Source organism: Paenibacillus sp. FSL L8-0435, assembly GCF_037965655.1.
Taxonomy (GTDB): domain Bacteria; phylum Bacillota; class Bacilli; order Paenibacillales; family Paenibacillaceae; genus Paenibacillus.
Genome location: NZ_CP150185.1, coordinates 4,957,170 through 4,982,027, shown reverse-complemented (window position 1 = coordinate 4,982,027; position 24,858 = coordinate 4,957,170). Strand labels below are relative to the sequence as shown.

The 24,858-nt window shown below is 49.9% G+C and carries 16 protein-coding genes; 15 read left to right on the top strand and 1 reads right to left on the bottom strand.

What is annotated here, in order from left to right; all coding sequences use genetic code 11:
* Positions 1-99: 99 nt before the first annotated feature.
* From dnaK to NST33_RS22140, 10 genes are all read left to right on the top strand, one after another.
* A complete protein-coding gene (gene dnaK, locus NST33_RS22185) occupies positions 100-1,944 on the top strand; it encodes a molecular chaperone DnaK (protein WP_221821964.1) in 1,845 nt (614 codons plus the stop codon).
* Positions 1,945-2,073: 129 nt separating this feature from the next.
* Positions 2,074-3,198 carry a molecular chaperone DnaJ gene (gene dnaJ, locus NST33_RS22180; protein ID WP_062835521.1) on the top strand — a complete coding sequence of 375 codons (1,125 nt, stop codon included), beginning with the start codon at positions 2,074-2,076 and terminating at the stop codon, positions 3,196-3,198.
* A gap of 239 nt (positions 3,199-3,437) precedes the next feature.
* Complete coding sequence (locus NST33_RS22175) at positions 3,438-3,806, top strand: hypothetical protein (protein WP_017687219.1); 369 nt, start codon at positions 3,438-3,440, stop codon at positions 3,804-3,806.
* Between the two features lie 222 nt (positions 3,807-4,028).
* Complete coding sequence (locus NST33_RS22170) at positions 4,029-4,208, top strand: YfhD family protein (RefSeq protein WP_339178079.1); 180 nt, start codon at positions 4,029-4,031, stop codon at positions 4,206-4,208.
* Complete coding sequence (locus NST33_RS22165; protein WP_221821967.1) at positions 4,201-4,593, top strand: hypothetical protein; 393 nt, start codon at positions 4,201-4,203, stop codon at positions 4,591-4,593. The genes NST33_RS22170 and NST33_RS22165 overlap by 8 nt, the downstream gene beginning before the upstream one ends.
* Before the next feature lie 190 nt (positions 4,594-4,783).
* Complete coding sequence (gene prmA, locus NST33_RS22160; protein WP_221821968.1) at positions 4,784-5,749, top strand: 50S ribosomal protein L11 methyltransferase; 966 nt, start codon at positions 4,784-4,786, stop codon at positions 5,747-5,749.
* 3 nt (positions 5,750-5,752) lie between these two features.
* On the top strand, positions 5,753-6,433 hold the full coding sequence (locus NST33_RS22155) for a site-2 protease family protein (RefSeq protein WP_074095894.1): 681 nt from the start codon (positions 5,753-5,755) through the stop codon (positions 6,431-6,433).
* A gap of 138 nt (positions 6,434-6,571) precedes the next feature.
* Positions 6,572-7,336, top strand: a complete 765-nt coding sequence (locus NST33_RS22150) for a 16S rRNA (uracil(1498)-N(3))-methyltransferase (RefSeq protein ID WP_221821969.1) — start codon at positions 6,572-6,574, stop codon at positions 7,334-7,336.
* A 2-nt stretch (positions 7,337-7,338) separates the two neighbouring features.
* Entirely contained in the window at positions 7,339-8,685 is a 1,347-nt protein-coding gene (mtaB, locus tag NST33_RS22145) for a tRNA (N(6)-L-threonylcarbamoyladenosine(37)-C(2))-methylthiotransferase MtaB (RefSeq protein ID WP_237174351.1), read from the top strand.
* 113 nt (positions 8,686-8,798) lie between these two features.
* On the top strand, positions 8,799-9,233 hold the full coding sequence (locus tag NST33_RS22140; RefSeq protein WP_221821973.1) for an NUDIX domain-containing protein: 435 nt from the start codon (positions 8,799-8,801) through the stop codon (positions 9,231-9,233).
* Between the two features lie 63 nt (positions 9,234-9,296).
* On the opposite strand, the gene NST33_RS22135 is transcribed toward NST33_RS22140, so the two are convergent.
* On the bottom strand, positions 9,297-10,298 hold the full coding sequence (locus tag NST33_RS22135; RefSeq protein ID WP_339305079.1) for a Na/Pi symporter: 1,002 nt from the start codon (positions 10,296-10,298) through the stop codon (positions 9,297-9,299).
* A gap of 328 nt (positions 10,299-10,626) precedes the next feature.
* Here NST33_RS22135 and NST33_RS22130 point away from each other — a divergent pair, with 328 nt between their 5' ends.
* From NST33_RS22130 to NST33_RS22110, 5 genes are all read left to right on the top strand, one after another.
* On the top strand, positions 10,627-12,003 hold the full coding sequence (locus NST33_RS22130; protein WP_221821974.1) for a class I SAM-dependent rRNA methyltransferase: 1,377 nt from the start codon (positions 10,627-10,629) through the stop codon (positions 12,001-12,003).
* 232 nt (positions 12,004-12,235) lie between these two features.
* A complete protein-coding gene (gene addB / locus NST33_RS22125; protein WP_221821975.1) occupies positions 12,236-15,739 on the top strand; it encodes a helicase-exonuclease AddAB subunit AddB in 3,504 nt (1,167 codons plus the stop codon).
* Positions 15,736-20,163, top strand: coding sequence for a helicase-exonuclease AddAB subunit AddA (gene addA / locus NST33_RS22120; RefSeq protein WP_221821976.1), 4,428 nt, complete (start codon positions 15,736-15,738; stop codon positions 20,161-20,163). The genes addB and addA overlap by 4 nt, the downstream gene beginning before the upstream one ends.
* Before the next feature lie 59 nt (positions 20,164-20,222).
* A complete protein-coding gene (locus NST33_RS22115; protein ID WP_339178058.1) occupies positions 20,223-21,407 on the top strand; it encodes an exonuclease SbcCD subunit D in 1,185 nt (394 codons plus the stop codon).
* Positions 21,404-24,823, top strand: a complete 3,420-nt coding sequence (locus NST33_RS22110) for an SMC family ATPase (protein ID WP_339305073.1) — start codon at positions 21,404-21,406, stop codon at positions 24,821-24,823. The genes NST33_RS22115 and NST33_RS22110 overlap by 4 nt, the downstream gene beginning before the upstream one ends.
* Positions 24,824-24,858 lie beyond the last annotated feature (35 nt).

The following is a 24,858-nucleotide window of genomic DNA, read 5'->3' as shown; positions in this document are numbered from 1 at the left end:
AAGGTTTGTACACATAGAGCACGATTAGCAACATGAACATCTAAATAAGGGTCAGATCAGACCCATTCATTTTAATTTGTTGAGGGAGGAAATTTTCGGATGAGCAAAGTAATTGGTATTGACTTAGGAACAACAAACTCATGCGTAGCAGTAATGGAAGGCGGCGAGGCTGTCGTAATTCCAAATCCGGAGGGCGCACGTACAACTCCATCCGTAGTTGGTTTCAAAAAAGATGGAGAGCGCGTTGTTGGTGAAACTGCAAAACGTCAAGCGATCACCAATCCGGATCGTACCATCATGTCGATCAAACGTCACATGGGTACTTCCCACAAGGAAACAATTGATGGCAAAGACTACTCTGCACAAGAGATCTCTGCAATCATCCTGCAAAAATTGAAAACTGATGCTGAAGCTTATCTGGGTCAAACGGTAACTCAAGCTGTTATCACTGTACCAGCTTACTTCAATGACAGTCAGCGTCAAGCGACTAAAGATGCGGGTAAAATTGCAGGTTTGGAAGTTCTGCGTATCGTCAACGAGCCTACAGCAGCAGCTTTGGCATACGGTATGGAGAAATCCGAAGACCAAACGATTCTCGTATATGACCTGGGTGGCGGTACGTTCGACGTATCCATTCTTGAACTGGGTGACGGCTTCTTCGAAGTTAAAGCAACTAGCGGGGACAATAAATTGGGCGGGGATGACTTCGACCAAGTAATCATTGATTATCTCGTAAGTGAATTCAAAAAAGATCAAGGCATTGACTTGAGTAAAGATAAAGCAGCTGTTCAACGTTTGAAAGATGCAGCGGAAAAAGCGAAAAAAGAACTTTCCGGTGTATTGACTACAACAATCTCCTTGCCGTTCATCACGGTTGCTGATGGCGTTCCACAGCATTTGGAGTTGAACCTGAGCCGTGCGAAATTTGAAGAAATCTCTGCAGGTCTGGTTGAGCGTACGCTTGAACCAACTCGTCGTGCATTGAGTGATGCGGGTATGACAGCTAACGATATCGACAAGATCGTATTGGTTGGTGGTTCCACACGTATTCCTGCAGTACAAGAAGCAATCAAAAAACTGACGGGTAAAGATCCACACAAAGGCGTTAACCCCGATGAAGTTGTAGCTTTGGGTGCTGCTGTACAAGCGGGCGTACTGACAGGTGATGTGAAAGACGTTGTATTGCTTGACGTAACTCCATTGTCCCTGGGTATCGAAACTGCGGGTGGCGTATTCACAAAAATGATCGAGCGTAACACAACGATCCCTACAAGCAAATCTCAAGTATTCTCCACATATGCAGACAATCAACCAAGCGTTGAGATTCATGTTCTGCAAGGTGAGCGTGAGATGGCAGCAGGTAACAAATCGCTTGGACGTTTCATGTTGGGTGATATTCCACCAGCTCCACGTGGCGTTCCACAGATCGAAGTTAGCTTCGATATTGATGCCAACGGTATCGTTAACGTATCTGCAACAGATAAAGGTACTAACAAAACTCAAAAAATCACAATCACTTCTTCCAGCGGTTTGAGCGATGCTGAAGTTGAGCAAATGATGAAAGATGCTGAGTTGCACGCTGAAGAAGATAAAAAACGTAGAGAACTCGTTGAAGCGAAAAACAGTGCAGATCAATTGATCTACTCTGTTGACAAAACGATCAAAGATCTTGGCGAAAAAGCAGATGCTGGCGAAGTTGAAAAAGCAAATGCTGCCAAAGAAAAATTGCAAGGCGTTCTGGCTTCCGACAACCTGGAAGACATTAAAGCAGCTACAGAAGAGCTGACAGAGATCGTTCAACAACTGTCCGTGAAACTGTATGAGCAAGCTCAGGCGCAAGAGCAAGAAGCACAAGGTGCTGAAGAGCAACAAGGTTCCGCTAAACGTGATAACGTCGTAGACGCTGATTACGAAGTTGTGGATGAAGATAAAAAACAAAACTAATTCGTAGTTCTACGCGAATTAAACATCGGTGACGTTCGAATTAGAGGGAAAGTCATAGCCGGGGCTCCCGCGCTTTGGCTTTCCTTTTGTCACGATGTGCGATAAGGTGAATGATATGGGGGTGGAAGAGTGGCTGAAAAGCGTGATTATTATGAGGTGCTTGGCGTTAGTAAAACGGCTAACGACGATGAGATTAAAAAGGCTTACCGTAAGCTTGCCCGTCAGTATCACCCTGACGTAAACAAGGCTGCTGATGCGGAAGCTAAATTTAAAGAAGTTAAAGAAGCTTACGACGTAGTGAGTGACGGTCAGAAGCGTGCACAATATGATCAATATGGTCATGTCGATCCGAATCAAGGTGGATTCGGTGGTGGCGGTGATTTTGGCGGCGGCGGATTTGGCGACATCTTCGACATGTTCTTTGGCGGCGGTGGCGGTGGACGACGTGATCCAAATGCTCCGCAACGGGGGAATGATCTGCAGTACACGATGACGATTGAGTTCAAGGAAGCTGTATTCGGTAAAGAAACGGATATTACGATTCCGCGTACCGAAGGCTGTGATACCTGTCATGGCTCAGGTGCCAAACCTGGAACGAAACCGGAAACCTGCTCGGTCTGCCAAGGTAGCGGTCAGCAGGAAGTCGTGCAAAATACACCGTTTGGTCGTATGGTTAATCGTCGTGCATGTTCGAACTGTAGCGGTTCGGGCCAAATTATCAAAGAAAAATGTACAACGTGTAGTGGTAGCGGTAAAGTCCGCAAGCAACGCAAAATCCATGTCCGCATTCCAGCGGGTGTAGATGATGGTGCGCAACTGCGTATGACAGGTGAGGGCGAGGGCGGCCTGCGTGGCGGACCAGCGGGGGATCTGTATATTGTCATTCGCGTGAAATCACATGATTTCTTCGAGCGTGAAGGTGACGATATTTATTGCGAAATTCCACTTACCTTTGCTCAGGCAGCTCTGGGAGATGAAGTTGAAATCCCGACGCTGACCGAGAAAGTGAAATTGAAAGTACCAGCTGGTACACAAACGGGAACGTATTTCCGACTCAAAGGCAAAGGCGTACCACGCCTGCGCGGTATGGGGCAAGGAGATCAACATGTGAAAGTGGTTGTGGTTACACCTAGTAAGCTGAATGACGAGCAGAAAGATCTGCTTCGCCAAATTGCTGCGCTGGATGGAGAGCAAACACATGAGCATGAACAATCTTTCTTTGACAGAGTGAAACGCGCCTTCCGCGGCGACTGAGAATAAATAAAGCAAGCCCAAAAGGACACCACAGCGGTTTTTACCGTAGGGTGTCCTTTTTTTGTACGCCTTTTTTGTGTTTCAGTGATTTTGGCAAAATTCATGGATCTATGCTACAAAGAACGACAGTAATTTGTGGGAGCATTTCGGTATATTCTGAGCGAACTTGCGGAAAGATAGCATGGCGAGAATGATATGCATAGCTGATATGCGAGAAATTAGGGAAGCAGGTGAAGCGGATGACCGAGAAAAATATTTTGGCGTACTTTCACAGCCCGGAGCAGGCTCAAGGGGCAGCCAAAAAACTGGAGGCATTGCGAGTGGAGGACCTGTCAATTAATCGATTCAGCCGTTATGCGGGTGTAGGACCAAGTGGGGCTTCCTACAAGCCGGGCGTTTCCGGTAGTTTTTCATCATGGGTGCCCGATTCGATGCAAACAAATGCCAGTGCTGGAATCATGGCGGCGGCGGACCCTTCTGCAAGCGGCATGAGTGATGGTGGACAGGGTGGCCCTACAGGAAGAGATGTATTACTAACGGTCATCGTAGATGAATCGGTACATCACCGCGCTATGTCTATTATCGAACAAGCCGGTGGAATGATCTAGTTTTAAGAAATATATATAAGATGGACAGATAATTACACTTTAACGGAGAGTGTAGAACCAATCTGAAGAAGCGAAGCGTGCGCCTTTATCCCCGGATTTCTCCCTTTAAGGAGGGAGTTTAAGAAATCTGGGGATAACAGCGATCGGAGGATGGGACTACAATCGGAGTCTTACAGGTGTAACAAATATTAGTTCATTTTAATTTGAAGGAGGAGCATTACAATGGCAGAACATGAACGTCCAGGCAAGATTTTAACGAAAACGGAAAAGATGAAACGTATGCAATCCGCAAAAAATGAGGACGTGGAATTCAGCGCTGAAGCTGCGGATCATGAAGATGTTGAAGCACTACGCCGCAGTGAAGCGGCTGATCGACGACAGGGACGGGAGCTTAATGACTGAAGATCGCTCGGCAGTGACCCTCGAAGCTGTTTTTACAAGCTGGACTGAGGCCGAGTCTGCACGCAGAGCCCTCGAATTGTTGCACCCGAACCAATTGAGTATTGAGAGCCTTGGCAATGAAGCGTCTGCATTGGACTCAAACGATGTTAAGAGCTTCGATAATTCTCCTACGGCCGTTGTCGGAGGGTTTAGTGGCGAACTGAATGTACTTGCCCTGATTAGTGATGAAACGGAAATGTTGTCCAATGGTCAGGTGTATGATTCACCCAAAGAGGACTCGGCAAACAGGCTGAAACAAGAAATTTTGCTGACCGTGTCCGTATCCAACGATTCGCTCCCGCAAGCTGCAGAGATGATCACACAGAATGGTGGGCGTTTTTGCTAAGTGAGATTCGAATTATACAAAATGCTGAAGTAAATGAAACAGATATGTATGAATAGATGACAGGATATTCGAGCAGTCAGGCTGCGGATATCCTGTTTTGTTTTTCTTTTACTGGTGCGGCTTTGTGCTCCGGCTAGCTTGTGTAGTACAATAGTTGGGATGTTTGAAAAATGAGGAGGAAAAACCAAGTATGTTATGGCATGAACTAACAATACATACCACAGAAGAAGCTGTGGAGATGATTTCGAATTTTTTACATGAAGCGGGTGCTGGAGGGGTTTCGATTGAAGAGTCCGGTACTTTAAATAAAAAACGGGACACAACATATGGGGAGTTATACGACGTTCCTTTGAATGATATTCCGGAAGGCTTTGCGGTCATCAAAGGGTACTTCTCCGAAGGTACCGATATGGTTGCATTGCAGTCCGAAGTTAATCCGAGAATTGAGGAACTCCCCGAATTCGGAATTGATACAGGTGAAGTTCGTTATGAGACGCGTACAGTGGATGAAAATGACTGGGCAACAGCCTGGAAGCAATATTTCAAGCCGGTACGTGTATCGGAACGTCTGACGATTAAACCAACGTGGGAAGAGTATACACCAGAAAGTCCGGATGAGAAAATTATTGAGCTTGATCCAGGCATGGCCTTTGGTACAGGAACACATCCAACGACCTCCCTCTGCTTGCGCACACTGGAAACGGTTATTCAGGGCGGCGAGGAAGTCATTGACGTAGGTACAGGTTCTGGTATTTTGGCTATAGGAGCAATAAAACTTGGAGCAAAACATGTACTGGCGCTCGATCTTGATCCAGTTGCGGTAATCAGTGCCAGAGAGAATGTGGAACTGAATGGGCTGGAGCAACAAATTACGGTTAAAGAGAGTGATCTGTTGTCCGTCCTCGGGAGTCAGGACCCTGCGCTAGGTGTGCAACTGCCAGTTAAGGTTGTCGTGGCGAACATTCTGGCTGAGATCATTTTGTTGTTCGTAGACGATGTCTATCATGCGCTTGAGTCTGGTGGTACCTATATTGTATCCGGCATTTGGAAGAACAAAGAGCAGGTTGTACATGATGCGCTGGTATCCTCCGGGTTTGAAGTGAGTGCGATCCACCGTGATGAGGATTGGCTGGCGTTTGTAGCCAGAAAGGGGTAACGTATGGACTTTTGGAATTCGTTCTTTCGTTATCCGATCGATCAGCTTCCGTTTTTCCTGCTGACCATCCTGATCGCATTTACGGTGCATGAATTCTCGCATGCGTATTTTGCCAACAAATTCGGTGATCCGACAGCCAAGCTGTTGGGTCGGGTCACGCTGAATCCGGTTGTACACTTTGACTTGTTTGGTGTGCTGCTGCTCATTATTGCCGGCTTTGGTTGGGCACGTCCAGTTCCGGTTAATCGGGCTAACTTCGACAAACCTAGATTGATGGGCATCATCGTATCCGCAGCAGGGCCTCTGAGCAATCTGTTGCTGGCGATCATCGGTACAATCATCTATGCTTCACTGGTTGGTTCGGGAGCGCTCGGCGGCATCGATAATGAGCGGTTGCTGACAGCCATCACAACGTTCTTTGCTATCTTTAACTTAACCAACTTTTTCCTGTTCCTGTTTAACTTGATTCCGTTGCCCCCGCTGGATGGTTATCGAATTCTGGAAGATGTAGTGCCACCTTCAATCAGCCGCAAGCTGCAAGGTGTGGAGCAATGGTCCATTTTTATCTTCCTGTTGATTCTTGTTATACCTCCGTTGCAAAATGTGACGATTCAACCTTTGTATGAGTTTGCGCAAACGATGTATGTGGATCTGGCAAAGCTGGTTATTGAATTATATCGCTAAAAGCACTTCGTGTTTTGGGCTGATATACTGGTCAGAAACACGTAAAAGTTGTATGATCATCTGTGGCGATTGGATTCACGCTTGTCATTAGGCGGGGTGAATTCCAGTCATAACAGGACAGAATGGGTGGATTGACTAATGCAGCGATATTTTGTATCTGCAGAACAGTTTAATGAACACGCTGTGATCATCACAGGTGATGATGCACGCCATATCGGCAAGGTTATGCGTGGTAAACCTGGAGATAAACTGATTGTCAGTGACGGAAACTCCAGAGAAGCACTCGTGGAAATTGAGACCATTGAAGTTGGCCAAGTTACTGCAAATATTGTAGAGTCTTTGGCTATGGACCGTGAAGCACGGATTCGTGTAACCGTGGCACAGAGTTTGCCCAAGGGCGACAAGATGGAAACAGTCATCCAGAGGTGTACTGAGATTGGGGCGGTATCATTTGTACCCTTCCTATCAGAGCGTACGATTGTGCAATATGATGCCAAGAAAGAAGGCAAACGGTTGGAGCGGTGGCGGAAAATTGCCAAGGAAGCTGCAGAACAGAGTCACCGGAATCGTATTCCATCCGTTGAGCAGCCGCTTTCCTGGAAAGGGCTGTTATCTTCTTTTGAGGGCTATAGCCTGGTATGTTATTGTTATGAGAAAGAAAATGGTAAACAGCTGAGAGATGCACTGAAGCCGTTTATAGAGAAGCTTGCACCTGATGCAAGTGCAGAAGTTTTGATCGTGGTTGGACCGGAAGGTGGATTTTCTGAGAAGGAGACGGCAGAGGCTGATCAGGCAGGTGCTGTATCTGTTGGACTGGGCAAACGCATTTTGCGTGCTGAGACAGCTGGAATGGCAGCACTAACTTGCGTGCTATATGAATCCGGAGAAATGGGAGGAATGTAATTATGCCATCCGTGGCGTTTTACACCTTAGGCTGCAAAGTTAATTTCTATGATACAGAGGCGATTTGGCAATTGTTCAAAAATGAAGGTTACGATCAAGTGGACTTTGATGAACAGACAGCGGATGTATACTTGATTAATACTTGTACAGTAACCAATACCGGCGACAAAAAGAGCCGTCAAATTATTCGGCGTGCCATTCGGCGCAACCCGGAGGCGATTGTGGCCGTTACAGGCTGCTACGCGCAGACTTCTCCGGCAGAGATTCTGGACATCCCAGGGGTGGATCTGGTTATCGGTACACAGGACCGTGACAAGATTTTGCCATATGTTAATGAAATTCAGGAGTCCCGTCAACCGGTTAATGCGGTGCGTAATATTATGAAAACCCGTGTGTTTGAAGAGATGGATGTACCTGATTTTGCTGATCGTACCCGAGCATTCCTGAAAATTCAGGATGGATGCAATAACTTTTGCACATTCTGCATCATTCCGTGGTCTCGTGGTCTCTCACGCAGCCGTGAGGCGAATAGCATTATTCAACAGGCGCATCAGCTCGTACACGCCGGATACAAGGAGATTGTTCTGACCGGTATTCATACAGGTGGGTATGGTGATGACATGGAGAATTATGATCTCACCGATCTGCTGTGGGACCTGGACAAGGTAGAGGGGCTGGAGCGTATTCGAATCAGCTCGATTGAAGCCAGTCAGATTGACGACCGTATGCTCGACGTGATCAAACGTTCGGACAAACTCGTTCGCCACTTCCATATTCCGCTGCAAGCGGGTGATGATACGGTATTGAAACGCATGCGCCGCAAATATACGACAGAAGAGTTTTACAACAAGATGCTTCGCATTCGGGAAGCAATGCCGGATGTAGCGATTACAACAGACATTATTGTTGGATTTCCAGGTGAGACGGATGAGATGTACCGTAATGGCTATGAGTTGATGCGGAAGATCGGTTTTTCCGAAATGCACGTATTCCCTTATTCCAAGCGTACGGGTACACCAGCAGCACGGATGGAAGATCAGGTGGACGAAGAGGTCAAAAATGCACGTGTGCATGAACTGATTGACTTGTCTGAGCAGATGCAACTGGAGTACGCTGGGCAGTTTGTCGGACAGGTACTGGATGTTATTCCCGAAGGTGAAGCCAAAGGCCGCGAGGGAAGTGGCAAGCTGCACGGTTATAGCGACAACTACATTCAACTGGTCTTTGACGGAACGATGGATATGGTCGGTAAAGTGTGCCGAGTCAAAGTGGTTGAAGCCGGCGTCAACGAGAGTCAGGCTACGCTGGTACGTGTGTTGGAAGAGAATCTTAAGTCCGCCGCGATGTGATCGAGGCGTCAGAAACAAGGATTTCATTTCCTTGGGGAGCTTACCCGGGGAGATGAGGTCCTTCTTTTGCAAAAAATAAGATAAAGATATCGAAGTTGATGGGGGAGAGCACGATGAACAAAAAAGAAATTTCAGCAGGCGGAGTTGTTTATAGAACAGGGGAAGACGGACGTCTTCAAATTCAGCTTATCGTAGATCGTTATGGTAAAACAACTCTCGCCAAGGGCAAGATGGAAGATGGAGAAACAATCGAACAGACGGCACTGCGCGAGATTTTGGAAGAGACAGGTATGGTGGGTCGCATTGTAGAGCCGGTTGATATCATTGCTTACACGTACCAACATGCAGATTTTGGCCCGGTGGACAAGGAAGTTCATTATTATCTCGTTGAAGCCGAGAGTGGTGATCTACAGCCTCAGATTGAAGAAATCAAGGGTGTGGATTGGTATGCTCCAGAAGAAGCATGGTCCTTACAGCAGCAGAGCGGATATGATAATAACGATGATATCTTACGTGTAGCCCTGAACAAGTTAGGCTTTAACGTATAACGAGGTATAGTTCTAGTTCGAGTCAGTTAGCCGCGAGTTCTGTGGGTCTGCATAGGCAGACCATCAAGCCACGGGTGACTTCGCCGCGGGGGCGTGAACCGGTGGTTTTTTGTGCCAGATTGGCAAGTAACAGAATGGCAAAGCAAGAAGTGAACTGGTGATGTTAAAAAGGGTCTGGGCATGCGCAATCTGTGCCCCGTTATCCGCTGACAGCCAGGCCGAAGCTGCATGCAGCTGGCCGATCAGCGGCATAAACAGCAGCGCTCCCGCAATGTTTAATACAACATGGGAGGCTGCGACAAATTTGCCTGCGGATGCTCCACCCGCGGCAGCAATCACAGCGGTGATGCAGGTCCCGACATTGGACCCGATCACAATGGCGATGCCGATCTCCACAGGCAATACCCCTGTGGCAGCGAGCGTAATCGCCATGCTAATGACAGCTGCGCTGCTGTGAATGAGCGCTGTCAGACAGGCACCTGCCAGAAAGCCCCACCACAAGCTGTCGGCCGAGCGGTCGAGAAACCATTGAAATACGCCCATGCTCCGCAAGGGTAAGGCAATGGATTGCATCACTTGAATGCCTGTCATAACAAGTGCAAATCCCGCAGCTGCGAGGAAGCTGTACTGGATGTTAAACAGAGTCTGGCGCGTGCGTTCAGGAGCGGCCAGATTGCGTTCACCAAGAACAACAAACATGGCCCAGCCCGTTAGAGACAGGATGAGTAGCGGCAGGGAAGCACGTCCGATCTGCAGTCCCACCAGCTCCGTTGTCAGGCATGTCCCGATGTTGGTGCCGAGGATGATGCCGAGTGTGCGTCCATAGGTAATTAATCTGGCATTAGCCAGTCCAATGGTGAGTACGGTGACCGCAGTACTGCTCTGTAACAGGGCTGTTGCGCCCGCACTGAAGGCCATGCCTTTCCAAGGAGCAGAGGTGGCGCGATTGAGCCAACCTGCCAACATGGGCCCTGCCATGCGCTGCAAGGCGGTTTCCATCAACTTCATGCCACCAAAAAAGATAATAAGCCCATAGAGTAGGGGCAGTATCACATCTCTAAACATAGAAATATCATTCCTTCCGTCCGGGTTCCTTAACTCATCCTATGAGTAAGAAAAGACAACCATGACAAGCCTAAAGGAATTCAGAGGGAAGTTACCTAAACTACCCCACCCCAATTCGAAAGATACGATGATTCGTGCAAACGTAGCGAAGAAGACGAAATTGTTGCCGAAGAAGCGAAGCGCTCGCCTTTATCCCCGGGTTTTCCCTTTAAGAAAGGGAATCAAAAAAATCTGGGGATAACAGCGATCAGAGGAACAATTCGTCGCCGTAGCGTCTCCTTTGCACCAAACCTAGTTTTCAACTAACTATGAAAGAAGTGGATCTACCTTGCCATCAGTTACACTCGAACGCAGTCGCAAAAAGCGGCTTGAACATGCACATCCATGGATATTTAACAATGAAATTGCCTCTGTTGACGGAAACCCGGAACCGGGAGATCTGGTCAATGTATTGAATCATCAAGGTCGCTATCTGGCGACAGGATATTACAATCCCGCATCTCAGATCACTGTAAGAGTTGTAGCGTATCAACCGCTGGAGTCCGAACAGATGGACACCGCGTTTTTTGCAGCGCGTTTCCGCGATTGCTTGCGTCACCGTGAACGTTTTATCCAGGATGGAGAGGCATACCGTCTCGTTTACGGCGAAGCTGATTTTCTGCCAGGCTTGATCGTTGACCGATTCGGCAGCATCCTCGTTGTACAGTTGCTTACACTTGGCATGGATCGTTGCCGTGAAGCCATCGTACAGGCACTCATTGAAGTAATGCAGCCGGAAGGCATATATGAGCGCAGTGATGTCTCGATTCGTGAACTGGAAGGTTTGGAGCAGACCAAAGGTCCACTGTACGGAGATTGCCCAAGACATCTCACGGTTACAGAGAATGGACTACTCATTAAAGTGGATATCGTGGAAGGGCAGAAGACAGGTTACTTCTTCGACCAACGCGAGAATCGTGCAGCCATCGAACCGCTCATGAAGGGTTGGGGCTACAAGAGTGGAATCACACTACAAACGACCGAGCAGGATGGCACACAGCAGATGTTGCCTGTGAATAAAAGCGGTAAGGTAGTTACATTCCCTTATTGGGACGGTGCCACCGTACTGGAGTGTTTCTCACACACGGGAAGCTTTACGTTGAATGCTTGCAAGTATGGAGCCAAGAAAGTGACTTGTCTAGATATTTCGGAACATGCCATTGAGAGTGCACGAACAAATGTGGAGCTGAACGGTTTCACCGACCGGGTCGAATTCGTAGTTGCTGATGCATTCCAGTACTTGCGTGAACAAGTGAAAGGGCTGGATGAACGTACCGCACGTGCACGTGCAGGCGAACAGAAAGTGGATACATCCAAAGCGCTTGCAGCTGGCGGTAAAACATTTGATGTGGTCATCCTTGATCCTCCTGCATTTGCCAAAACGAAATCAGCAGTCAAAGGTGCATGCCGTGGATATAAGGATATCAACCTGCAAGGAATGAAACTGGTCAATGAGGGCGGATATTTGGTAACAGCCAGCTGTTCGTATCACATGCGTCCTGACCTTTTCCTGGATACGATTGCCGATGCAGCCGAAGATGCAGGCAAAGTGCTGCGTCTAATTGACTGGAAGGCAGCAGGTAAGGACCACCCGCAAATTTTGGGCGTGGATGAAGGACATTACCTGAAATTTGCTATTTTCGAAGTGCGCAGTAAAAAGAATTAGAAGAGTCTCGTTTCACTTTTTTTAATTTCTCGTGAGATAAAGTGAAGTTTAAATAAATGATACTTTTGGCAAAAAGTCCACAGTGTGATAGCTGCGGGCTTTTTGCTGTTTGGCTGTGTTAACGGAGATGATCTCCGTTTTTACCGGATAGTGGCAAACGTATGTTCCGAACCAAGTCAGATATGTTATACTGGGAATTAAAATCTTGTACGTGTAGTTTGGAGGATTAGACATGTCCGTTCGTTTTGTTATTGGCCGGGCAGGCAGCGGCAAAAGCTCGCTGATTACCCGGGAAATTACAACCTTGCTTCAACAAGAACCGCAAGGTAAACCTTTGATTTTACTCGTTCCAGAACAGAGTTCCTTTCGAACAGAGCAAGCGTTGGTGTCTTCTGGAGCAATTAAAGGTACGATGCGTGCAGAAGTGCTGGGCTTTCGCCGTCTAGCCTATCGCGTAATGCAGGAAGCAGGCGGTTCTGCTCGTATTCCGATCGGAGCCGAAGGCAAAAAGATGCTGCTCTACAAAGTAATCCAGCGCCGTAAGGAAGAATTGAAGCTGTTTGGTGCATCCGGCAGCCAGCTGGGTTTTATAGGCGAATTAAATGAGTTATATAGTGAATTTAAACGTTATGAAGTTGATCCATCATTGCTGGAAGACGGGCTGTCTGGAGGGAATACCTCATCCACTTCGCCGATTCTGGAGGACAAGTTGCATGACTTGAATCTGATATATCGTGACTATGAACAGGAACTGACCCATTTATATATTGATGATGAAGACACGTTGACTGAGCTGACAGATCGTTTGTCGGAAAGTGCATTGCTGCAGGATGCCCAGATCTGGATTGATGGTTTTCAGGGATTCACACCACAGGAGATGAGTGTGATTGGTCGACTGATGTTGCAGTCCTCTTCCGTGACGATTGCACTGACATTGGATCGTCCTTATGATCACGGCGCACTGCCTGGGGAACTGGAACTGTTCTATCCCACGGCAAGTGCCTATGCGCGCCTGAAAGGGATGGCTGACGAACTGGGTATACTGAGCGATATAACCGTGCTAGATTCGGAGATTCCACCGAGATACAAGGATCGTCCGGGACTTGCTCATCTGGAGGCTGGTTTCGACCGGCGAATTCGTTGGAAAAGTGAAGGCCTTGATTCCGGAATCCGACTGGTTGCAGCGGAGAACCGACGAGCTGAGATGGAGGGGGCACTGCGTGAGATGCGGCGTTTGGCGCAAAACGAAGGTGCGCGTTATCGGGATATGGCGGTACTTGTTCGTCAGTTGGATACCTACGCCGATATAGCTGAACCTCTATTCAGGGATTATGACGTACCCGTCTTTCTGGACCGCAGAAGAAATGAACTTCATCATCCATTATCCGAGTTTATCCGTTCCGCATTGGATATTGTTCGTCGCCACTGGCGTTACGAGGATGTATTTCGCTGTGTCAAAACGGATCTGCTGCTTCCGCGTGATGGTTCCATCACTCGTGAAGATATGGACCAGCTTGAGAATTATGTACTGGCTTGTGGTATTCACGGGTATCGCTGGACCGACGGCAAACCATGGAAGTATGTACCAAGCCTGTCGCTGGAAGACAACGGTCAGGATGGCCGTAGTCGAGGACGGGACCAGATGCTTTCTTTAATGGAGAACTGCCGAACGGTCATTACAGATTCCTTGGGTGTTTTTGAGAAACGAATGAAAAAGGCAAAGACAGCCAAAGCCCAGTGCGAGGCACTATACAGACTGCTGGAAGATGCTGAGATTCCATGGAAGCTGGAGAATATGTCTGCTGAAGCTAAAGCTCAGGGGGACCCCGAACGTTCGAGAGAACATCGGCAGATGTGGGGAGCTGTGCTGGATTTATTGGATCAGATGGTCGATATGATGGGGAATGAACGGCTGGATATCACGCTGTTTGCCGGGATGATCGAGACCGGATTGACGGAACTGAAGCTGGGTCTGGTACCACCGGCACTTGATCAGGTTTTGGTGGGTTCCATGGACCGTACACGACTTCAGGACATCAAATACGTATTTATCCTTGGCGCCGTTGATGGTGAATTACCCGCCGTACCTCAGGATGATGGCTTATTAACGGAACTGGAGAGAGCGTTACTGACGGAACGTGGCATGGCGCTTGGACCAGGTGCAACAAGGCAGATGCTGGATGAACGTTTCCTGATCTATACGGCACTTACAGCCGCAAGCAGCCAGTTGTGGCTGAGTTACCCGGTTGCTGATGATGAGGGGAAAGCACTGTTTCCTTCCGAGATTGTCCGCCATGTACGGAAGATGTTTGGTTTACAAGAACAGCCATTACTCGCTCAACCACCGGTTGCGAACTCTGAAGAAGCGCATTGGTCCTATGTCACCCATCCAGGTCAGAGTCTGTCTGCGCTCATTGGACAATTGCGCAAATGGCGCCGCGGAGAAGACATCCCTGAAATGTGGTGGGCGGTCTACAATTGGCATGTATCTCGAGAGACAAGCAGACCTCAGCTGGAGCGGTTGATGGGATCGATCTTTTATCGTAATCGGGCATTGCCACTACGTACAGCTACCAGTCGCAGATTGTATGGCACAGAGGTGAGGACGAGTGTTTCGCGAATGGAGCGTTTCGTCGCTTGTCCGTTCTCCCATTTTGCTTCGCACGGGTTGCGTCTCAAAGAACGGCAATTGTACCGCCTTCAGGCTCCTGATATCGGACAACTGTTTCATGCTGCACTTAGCCAACTGGCTATGCGGTTGCGTGAAGAAAATCGTAGTTGGGGCAGCTTGACTCCAGACCAATGTCGTCAGGAAGCCGAGCAAACCGTGGAGCAGATTGCACCACAGCTGCAAGGGGAGATTTTGCTAAGCACCAAGCGATACGGTTATATTTTCCGCAAATTGAAGGACATCGTGAGCCGGGCATCCGTTATTCTCGGTGAACAGTCCAGACGCGGAAGTTTTGAACCGATTGGATTGGAGCTTGATTTTGGACCGGATAAAACGTTGCCGCCACTACGTTTTGAACTGGAAAACGGCTGTGTGATGGAGATCGTGGGTCGGATTGACCGTGTGGATGTCGCAGAAGGAGAGAATGGTCTGCTCCTGCGTGTCATTGACTATAAATCAAGCCAAACGGACCTCAAGCTTCATGAAGTGTATTATGGTCTGTCATTGCAGATGCTCACCTATCTGGAGGTGCTGCTTAGTGCTGCCGAGGAATGGCTTGGAGAAACGGCGATGCCGGGAGGAACGTTGTATTTCCATGTGCATAACCCGCTGTTGCAATCTGCAAATGGCATGACATCGGAGCAGGCCGGACAAGAACTGTTGAAACGGTTCAAAATGAAAGGTTTGCTGCTCGCGGACCGGGATGCAATCGCACAAATGGACAACACCCTGGATAAGGGGTATTCAGCGATTATTCCAGTTGCTCTTAAGGCGGACGGAAGCTTTTATAGCAGCGCCGCTGTAGCTACGCCAGAGCAATGGGATACGCTGCTTGCTTCGGTTCGCAGTAATATCCGCGAGATTGGTACCCGGATTACGGATGGGGATGTGGCCATTGAGCCTTATCGTATTCAGCAGGAAGTGGCGTGCACGTTCTGTCCGTATAAACCTGTTTGTCAGTTTGATGAGAATATTGAAGGAAATGAATATAACCTGTTGTCCAAACCGGGCAAACAGCAAATCTGGGATATGTTATCTCACACCAAGGGAGGGGAAACATCATGACGAATATGCCAAAACCGGAAGGAAGCTTCTGGAGTGATGACCAGTGGAGTGCCATCTCGGAAAGCGGAGAAGACATCCTTGTTGCCGCAGCTGCGGGATCAGGCAAGACAGCCGTGCTGGTTGAACGAATTATTCGCAAGATCGCAGATCCCTCCCAAGGATTCAGTGTGGATCGTTTACTTGTAGCCACGTTTACCAAAGCGGCCGCCGCCGAGATGAAACAACGGATTCGGGAAGCGCTGGAACGTGCGCTTGAAGAACGGCCTGGAGAAGAGCATCTGCGTAAACAGCTGTCGCTGCTTGGACGGGCATCTATTACAACGCTGCATTCATTCTGTATGGAAGTCATTCGCCGTTATTATCAGCAAATTCCGTTGAACCCGGCTTTTCGTATATTGAATGAAAATGAAGCGGAAATCATGCGCCAGGAACTGCTTGAAGAACTATTTGAGGAAAAGTATGGCGAAGAAGATGAAGGTAGTACATTCCGCGAATTGGTCGACTGGTTCAGTGGAGAACGAAATGATGATGCGATGCATCGACTGGTGCAACGATTGTATGATTTCTCCCGCAGTCATTCCTGGCCGGATCATTGGCTCTCAGAGATGGCATCTGCTTTTCAGGTGGAAAGTGTGGAGGCACTTGGACATTCAGCATGGGTTCAGAGTATTTTGCGTGATGCGGCTCTTGCTTTGAGTGGTGCAGCAGGACTACTCCGTCAAGGCATTCATATTTCCATGCAGCCTGAAGGTCCGGCACCTTATGCAGATACGTTAAAAGAAGATCTGGTGATGGTGGAAGAGCTGCTGTCTGCGGTTGAGATTATGCCATGGGAGAGGTTGCCTGAAGTGTTTCAACCCGCTGCATTTGGCAAACTGAAACCCTGCAAAAAGGATCAAACGGACCCGGCTTTACAGGATCAGGTGAAAGAACTCCGTGAGGCTGCGAAAAAGGCAGTTACCGACCTGAAAGGTTCATTGTTTGGAAGAAGTGCTTTTTCGTTCTGGCAGGAGCTGGAGCAAGCGGCACCACTCATGCAGGAACTGTCGAGGCTGGTTAGTACATTTGGAGAACGTTATCGACAGGCCAAACAGGAACGGGGGCAAGTTGACTTCAGTGATCTGGAGCACTACTGCCTTCACATTTTGCGACATGAGGATTCAACGCCTGAACTGTCGATGCCTTCCGATGCGGCTATGGAGTACCGTTCGCGATTCGATGAAGTGTTGCTTGATGAATATCAGGACACCAATACGGTTCAGGAAGATATCGTGAAGCTCATCTCCAGAGAAAACCCGGGTAACCGATTCATGGTCGGTGATGTCAAGCAGAGTATTTATCGTTTCCGGTTGGCCGAGCCGGGATTATTTATGAACAAGTATCGCCAGTATGGAGCAAGCGCACGTGAGGATGGAATGGTGGAAGATCGTCTGTATCGTACAGGTCAACGTATTGATCTTGCACGGAATTTCCGCAGTCGTGCGGAAGTCGTGCATTCGGTCAATATGTTATTCCGGCAACTCATGAACGAAGGTGTGGCAGAGATTGCTTACGATGAACGAGCGCAACTGGCATATGGGGCTACGTTCCCGTCAGAGACGCTTGGCGATGAGGCGTATACACCTGAACTCATGCTGATCGATCGTCAGGGTGGTGGTCCTGATCTGACAGAGAGTACGGATGAGAATGGGGATGCATCGATCTCCGCAGAACTGGAGAGTGCCGAGCTTGAAACAGCCCAGTTGGAAGCGAGGGCGATCGCAAGGCGTATTCGTGAGATGGTTGGGGATACGGACAAACCTGCCCTCCATGTATATGACAAAGCCCTGCAAACGATGCGCCCGGCACGTTACGGTGACATGGTCATCTTGTTGCGTTCAACCTTGATGTGGGCTCCGCTCATGATTGAGGAATTCAGACAGCAGGGAATTCCTGCTGGAGGAGAACAGAGCAAGGGCTACTTCCAGGCTACAGAAGTGGAAATCATGATGTCTCTGCTTCAGCTTGTTGATAATCCAAGGCAGGATATTCCGCTTGCTTCCGTGCTTCGTTCTCCGATTGTCGGACTGGATGAAGAGGAACTGGCACAGATTCGGCTTGGTGACAAAAGACAGTCATTCTATGATGCGGTTGTATCTGCTGCTGGTGAATGGAACAATTCCTCCACTAATGCCGTACCGCAATCCCGTCAGGATAACGATCCTGATTCCAATATCGTCCAGTTACAGTGGCCGGAAGCCTGGTCAGAGATGGAACAGGGACAGCGGGAGACAGCAGCTTCAGTCGAGGCAGAGATCCTGGAGAATGGGTATGAATTCGATGTGCATACAGGGCATACAGATGGAATGCAGGATGCTGGTGTTACTGGACATGTAAGTGAGGATCTGGGCATAACGGAGATCTCAGGCTCGGAGTTACAGCAAAAATTAATTCGTTTTATGCGTCAATTGGAGCAGTGGAGACTTGAGGCAAGACAAGGCAGTCTAAGTGAACTGATCTGGCGTATGTATCGGGAAACCGGTTATTTGGACTGGGTTGGTGGTCTTCCAGGAGGACTGCAACGTCAAAGTAATCTTAAGGCATTGTACGATCGCGCACGACAATATGAGGAATCAACTGCGAATCGCGGCTTGTTCCGTTTCCTGACCTATGTTTCCAGACTGCGGGAAAACGGGGGAGACCTCGGGACTGTAACAAGTAGTTCTGGGGAGCAGGACAACGCCGTACGTATCATGACGATTCACCGGAGTAAGGGTTTGGAGTTTCCAATTGTCTTTGTCGGTGGCATATCCAAGATGTTCAATCAGCAGGACTTGAACGCACCGTTTCTAATGCATAAGGAACTGGGATTTGGTCCGAGGTTTGTGGATCGTGTGAACCGGGTTGCCTATCCTACATTAGCCAATCTGGCGATTCGTCGTCGTGCGCAATTTGAACTGCTTGCTGAAGAGATGCGTGTGCTGTATGTTGCGTTGACCCGTCCCAAAGAGAAAATGATTTTGCTGGGTACTGTAAAAGATGCCGCGAAAAAAGCGCTCGCGTGGTCTCAGGTCAAGGACAGCCCTGAACTGGCATTGCCAGACTATCTGCTTGCTGCTGGACGGAGTTACCTGGACTGGATTGGACCATCCCTGATGAGACATCCAGATGCGGTTGTGCTGCGTGAACTTGCTGGAAGCAATGATTCGTTCTCAGCTTGTCTTGCAGATGATCAATCACGATGGGCAATCTCTATTATTTCCGCCGATCAGGTGTCCCGTGACCATGTGGTGGATCAGACACTCGGAGAAGAAGACGGGATGACTGCGGTTCGGAAAGAGCGAATTGCTGCACTAAAAGCGGTTCAACCCGTGAAGTTGGTTACATCTTCAACGGTAGAAGAGCTGACGAAGAGTGCACAAGATACGGCTAACCAAAACATTGAAGATGAAGGTGCCGATACAGTAGCTCTTCAACTAGAGGAGACAGAACTGATCCACGAGGTTGATCAACGGCTTTCATGGACGTACCCCTACGAAGCAGCAACTCAAGTAGCAGCCAGTACATCTGTCACGGAGTTGAAAACGTTACTTGCGATGCAGGATATCCAGTCCGTAGAGGTGATGGAGGAACTGGGAGAACAGTCCGAGAAATTATTGGCTCACAACACCCCAGGAATCAATTACACCAAAGATGAAGCAGGCCATGTACTACGTGGCGTATCCGATGAATTTAACGAGCGCGAGACTGGATCAGGGTCAGATTCAAACCCTACGGTGAACGTTCCGGATGCGGGATCTGTGGGTACGTCTTTCAAACTGCACCTGCGTCGTCCGAAATTCATGGAGGCAACGCAGCTGACAGGGGCAGAACGGGGGAATGTGTATCATACGTTGATGCAGCATCTTCCTATAGATGGATCATCCGTTGATTCACAGCTTATTGAACAGACGATTGAGCGGTTGATTAAGCTTCAGATTTTGCTGCCCCATCATGCTGCGGCTATCGAACCTGAAGAACTGGCCGGATTTTTCAATACAGAACCAGGGAAAGAATTATTGCGTGCAAAGTGGGTGAAACGGGAAATTCCGTTTGTGTATGGACTTCCGGCACATCAGTCTCCAGTGGAATGGCTACATGAACGGGCGACGAACTCAGATATACAGATGTTAAAAGAAGATAGCAAAATGCAGGCAACGATTGAAAATGAAACCGTGCTTGTACAGGGGATTATCGATTGTCTGTATGAGGTGGACGGCGAGCTTGTCTTGCTTGATTACAAGACGGATCGGGTATTGGAGCATCGTGGTGGTTTGGGTGAACTCACCAAAAATTATCGCTTCCAGCTAGATCTGTATGGACGGGCCATTGAAGATATATTGGGACGGAAAGTTGATCGGAAATGGCTGTACTTTTTTGATGGTGGACATGCAGTGGAATTGTAAAAGAACTGGATCGGAATTGTAAACCATGGATTTCATATGGGAGAGGGGTGGAACGGACGATGCGTATTTTGCATACAGGGGACTGGCATTTGGGAAAAACGCTTGAAGGACGAAGCCGACTGCGTGAACAGGAAGATTTCGTTGATGAACTCGTCAGGTTGGCTGATGAGCAGCAGGCGGATGCCATATTAATGGCTGGAGATGTGTATGATTCGGTGAATCCTCCCGCAGCGGCGGAACAACTTTTTTATGAAGCGGCAGCGCGTCTGACGGAGCATGGAAGACCCCTCGTGGTGATTGCAGGAAATCATGATCAGCCAGAGCGGGTGGCTTCTGTGACTCCGCTTGTGAACAGACAGGGCATCACACTCGTAGGCATGCCTACTTCAGAAGCAGTAACCATCCATGCACAACGGACCGGAGAGATTGCACAGATTGCCGCATTGCCTTATCCTTCTGAAGCCAGATTGAATGAACTGCTGACAACAGATGGGGATGAAAATGTGCTTCGTCAGGCATATAGCCACCGGGTGGGCATGTTAATGCAGCGTCTGGCAGCTTCTTTCCGCCCGGATACCGTGAACTTGGCCATGAGTCATATCTATGTGCTCGGCGGTCTTGAGAGTGATTCGGAACGTCCGATTCAGATCGGTGGGGCCTACACGGTGGACCCTTCGTCTTTATCGACTGGTGCGCAATACACGGCACTCGGGCATCTTCATCGTGCACAGGCTGTCAAAGGAGACGGTGTGATTCGATATAGCGGTTCTCCTCTCGCTTACAGCTTCTCGGAAGCAGGGCAGAGCAAGTCTGTCACGATGGTTGATCTGGCACCGGGCGGAGCTGCACAGGTAGAGGAAGTTTTGTTAACGTCCGGGCGTCCGCTTGTGCGTTGGCAGGCCCGTGGTGGTCTGGCAGAAGTATATCGCTGGCTGGATGAGGGACGTGATCCACAGGCTTTTATCGACATGGAAGTATGGCTGGACGAGGCGATGTCCCTGAAGGAGATTCAGCAGCTGCGAAAATCACATGAAGGTATCATTCATATTCGCCCGGTGTATCCCGAGATGGCTGCAGCAGGACTTTTGGAGCAACGATCGGAACTGCCGGTCCACGAACTGTTCCGTAAATTCTATCAGCGTCAGACGGGTGGTGCACAACCGGAAGACAGTTTGGTACAGCTTTTTCTGGAACTTGTGGATGAAGATGAGCCGGGAGTGCGTGAGGAGGTCGAGGAAAGATGAAGCCGATTCTATTAAAAGTTGCCGGACTGCAAAGTTATCGGGAGATGCAGGAGATTGATTTTACCGTGCTTACAGAGACGGGGCTATTCGGTATTTTCGGTCCAACGGGTAGTGGTAAATCTTCCTTGCTCGATGCCATCACACTCGCCATGTACGGAAAAGTGGAACGTGCGGTGAACGGGACACAAGGCATTATGAATCATGCAGAGGATTCGTTGTCGGTTGCTTTTACATTTGAACTGATGTCGGCGGAAGGCACTCGAAGGTTCCGGGTAGAGCGACGTTTCAAACGAAATAATGAAGTGTCGGTGAGTAACACGATCAGCAAATTCATAGAGACGGTTAATGGCGAAGAACAGGTACTTGCCGACAAATTGGCAGATGTGAATCGCTGTGTTGAAGATGTGATCGGTTTGAAGATGGATGATTTTACACGGGCAGTGGTGCTTCCGCAAGGGAAGTTTGCCGAGTTTTTGTCACTCAAAGGCAGTGAACGTCGCCAAATGTTGCAACGATTATTCCATCTGGAGAAGTATGGGGACCAATTGGCCATCAAATTAAGTCGGCGGGTCAAGGATAATGACATGGTTCACCAATCTCTCGCTGCGGAGCAACAGGGACTTGGCAATGCCAGCAAGGAGACGCTGCAAGAAACGAAACGTCTTCTTCAAACCGCTGTTCAGCAGTCTGCATTATCCCGCAAAGCGCTGGATGAAGCTGCGAAGGAAGCTGAACAACTGGGTAAAATTCGTGAGTTAAGTAACGAACGGCAGGCGCGTACGGATGAACAGCAGAAGCTAAAAGCGCTGGAACCACAGGTTGAGGCAGGCGAACAACGGCTGAAACAATCCGTTGCGGCAGATGTAATACTGCCTGCATTGCAGACGGTTCGAGATGCCACGGCTACACAGAAACAGCGGCAGGACACCGCCGAGACAGCTCATCAGCAAGCACTGGAACATGAGCGTCTGGCTGTTCAGGAAGCGGAGATGGCTGAGACGGCACGCAAGCAAATGACTGAGGAAGAACCGAAACTTTTGCTGCGCCTGGAGCAACTCGAACAAGCAAAAGAGCTGCAACGGGAACGGGACGGGCTTCAGGCCGATTGCTCGCGCCTCGCGCAGCTGCTGGAACAGGGGCAGAGCGAACAGACTGCGCTGGGACAGCAGCTTGAGAAAGAAAAGGAATTGCAACAGCGTGGACGCAAACGGCGTGAGGAACTACAGGAGAGCCTTAAGCCAAATGAAGTGAAGTCAGAGGAACGCAGGCAACTTCAAGCTGCGCTTGAACTGAAACATCGTGTGGATACTGCCGCGGAGCAGTTGCAACAAAACAAGGCTGACATGCTGGCCTATAAGCAATCGGCAGAACAGGGAGCCGACAAGCTGAAGGCGTCGGCTGAGGAAGAAAAACGCCTGAGTGATCAGCGGCAGCATCTGGTAGAACAGGCGTCAGCAGGTCTTGAGGCCTTGCTTGCCTGTGAGCAGGATATTAGCCGCGAACAAAGCTTGCTGGCCCTTGCGGAGGAACAGCTGCGTGGCACAATGCGTGAGCAGGAGCTGCACCGGCTGTCCTCCGCCTTGCGCGCCGAGCTGCGTGACGGCGAGCCATGCCCGGTGTGCGGCTCGCCGCACCACCCGCTCCCGGCTGCGCCGTCGGGAGAAGGTCCGCACGCAGGCGATGCGGACCTGGAACTGCTGCGCAGCCTGCACGCGGAGCTGCAGGAGCTGCGCTTTGGGCTGCGCCAGCAGCTGCACGAACGTCGTAGCCTGCTGACGCAGCTTGGCGCTGCGGCCGGCGAAGCTCCTGCCGCAGCCGAGGCCGCGCCTGCCGCAGCGGAGCCCGAGCCCGCAGGGTCGCCCGAACACGGGCGCTCCCCGGCAGGCTGGGCATCGCGTGCCGCTGCGCTGCGCGAAGCCGCGCAGGCGCTGGCTGCCGCAGCAGCGCCGCTCCAGGCCGAAGCCGCCGCGTTGCAGCAGGCGGCTGTGGGCGCGCAGCAGCGCCGCATGGAAGCGGCAGCTGCGCAAGAGGCCGGCCGTGCCGGGCTCGCCCAGGCGGAGCGCAAGCTGGCCGAGAGCGAGGCCGCAGCGGCTGCCTTGCAGGGCCGCTGGGCCACAGAACTGCCGGGCATCGCTCAGGAGGAGGCCAAGACCCTCTATCAGGCGATGCAGGAGCGCGATACGCGCGCCGAAGACATCAAGGAACGTCTGAACAAAAGTGTGACGTTCCTTGAGGAAAAAGACCAGATCATTCAATCTCTTCAGCAGAAGCTGGTCGAATTGGACAAACAACTGATCCAGTGGCAAACGCAGTGGCAGGGCAATAGCAAACAGCTGGCCGAGAAGGAAGAACGCTTGCGTCAGTGGGTTGGGGAGCAGCGGGTAGAAGATCTGATTGCTGCGGCTCAGGCTCGTCTGGATGGACTGCGGAAAGCAGCTTCGGACTCGGCACAACGCTTCAAAGAGGCGGACACACTGAAGCAGGAATCAGCCAAGAGAGACGTTATGGCTCAACAGGCAGCCGCCTCGGCAACAGAGCATCTGCAACAGGCACAGGAACGGTGGAAGCAATTGCTGGAACAATCCCCGTTTGACTCGGATGATGCTGTTGTATCCGCGGCAATTCCTTCACAGGAAGCAGAACGACTGGCAGGAGAGATCCAGCAGCACCGTGAACGTGAGCGTGAACTGGCATCCCAATTGCGTGAACTGGAACAAAAGCTGGGTGGTGCTGCCGTATCGGAGGAACAGTGGTTAGCGTGCACCGAACGATTGCAGCAGGTCCGGACTCAGGATGAGGCTGCCCTTCGTGCCAAAGCACGTGCAGAACGTGATCTGGAGGATGTGGAGCAGCGACATGTTCGCTGGACCGAACTGGAGAACAAGCGGGTGGAGGTAAGCCGTCAAGGCGAACTGCTCAGCAAACTGCAATCCGCGTTCAGAGGCAATGCTTTTGTCGAGTATATTGCTGAAGAACAACTGATGCAGGTTAGTCATGCGGCATCTCAGCGTCTGCGCTTCCTGACCAAACAGCGTTATTCACTCGAGGTGGATTCCGGTGGTGGTTTTGTGATTTGTGATGATGCTAACGGGGGAGTCAAACGACCGGTATCAACGTTGTCAGGTGGCGAGACGTTTTTGACTTCGTTGTCACTGGCTTTGGCACTGTCAGCCCAGATTCAGCTGCGAGGTCAGTACCCACTTCAATTCTTCTTCCTGGATGAAGGGTTTGGTACACTTGACCCTGAGCTGTTGGATACCGTCATTACGTCTCTGGAAAAATTGCATGACGACCGATTGGCTGTTGGTGTAATAAGTCACGTACCTGAACTGCGTGCACGCTTGCCGCGCAAACTTGTGGTGATTCCGGCAGGTGAGGCCGGAAACGGCTCACGTGTGGTCTTGGAGACCCTGTAGAGGGCAATGTGTAAGCAATATAGATCATAGAAGCG

Excerpts from the sequence above, each read along its gene's own strand:
- NST33_RS22135 (WP_339305079.1), bottom strand. The coding sequence starts at position 10,298 with ATGTTTAGAGATGTGATACTGCCCCTACTCTATGGGCTTATTATCTTT.
- NST33_RS22110 (WP_339305073.1), top strand. The coding sequence starts at position 21,404 with ATGAAGCCGATTCTATTAAAAGTTGCCGGACTGCAAAGTTATCGGGAG.
- dnaK (WP_221821964.1), top strand. The coding sequence starts at position 100 with ATGAGCAAAGTAATTGGTATTGACTTAGGAACAACAAACTCATGCGTA.
- NST33_RS22115 (WP_339178058.1), top strand. The coding sequence starts at position 20,223 with ATGCGTATTTTGCATACAGGGGACTGGCATTTGGGAAAAACGCTTGAA.
- NST33_RS22175 (WP_017687219.1), top strand. The coding sequence starts at position 3,438 with ATGACCGAGAAAAATATTTTGGCGTACTTTCACAGCCCGGAGCAGGCT.
- addB (WP_221821975.1), top strand. The coding sequence starts at position 12,236 with ATGTCCGTTCGTTTTGTTATTGGCCGGGCAGGCAGCGGCAAAAGCTCG.
- NST33_RS22140 (WP_221821973.1), top strand. The coding sequence starts at position 8,799 with ATGAACAAAAAAGAAATTTCAGCAGGCGGAGTTGTTTATAGAACAGGG.
- mtaB (WP_237174351.1), top strand. The coding sequence starts at position 7,339 with ATGCCATCCGTGGCGTTTTACACCTTAGGCTGCAAAGTTAATTTCTAT.
- NST33_RS22165 (WP_221821967.1), top strand. The coding sequence starts at position 4,201 with ATGACTGAAGATCGCTCGGCAGTGACCCTCGAAGCTGTTTTTACAAGC.
- prmA (WP_221821968.1), top strand. The coding sequence starts at position 4,784 with ATGTTATGGCATGAACTAACAATACATACCACAGAAGAAGCTGTGGAG.
- NST33_RS22150 (WP_221821969.1), top strand. The coding sequence starts at position 6,572 with ATGCAGCGATATTTTGTATCTGCAGAACAGTTTAATGAACACGCTGTG.
- NST33_RS22155 (WP_074095894.1), top strand. The coding sequence starts at position 5,753 with ATGGACTTTTGGAATTCGTTCTTTCGTTATCCGATCGATCAGCTTCCG.
- addA (WP_221821976.1), top strand. The coding sequence starts at position 15,736 with ATGACGAATATGCCAAAACCGGAAGGAAGCTTCTGGAGTGATGACCAG.
- NST33_RS22170 (WP_339178079.1), top strand. The coding sequence starts at position 4,029 with ATGGCAGAACATGAACGTCCAGGCAAGATTTTAACGAAAACGGAAAAG.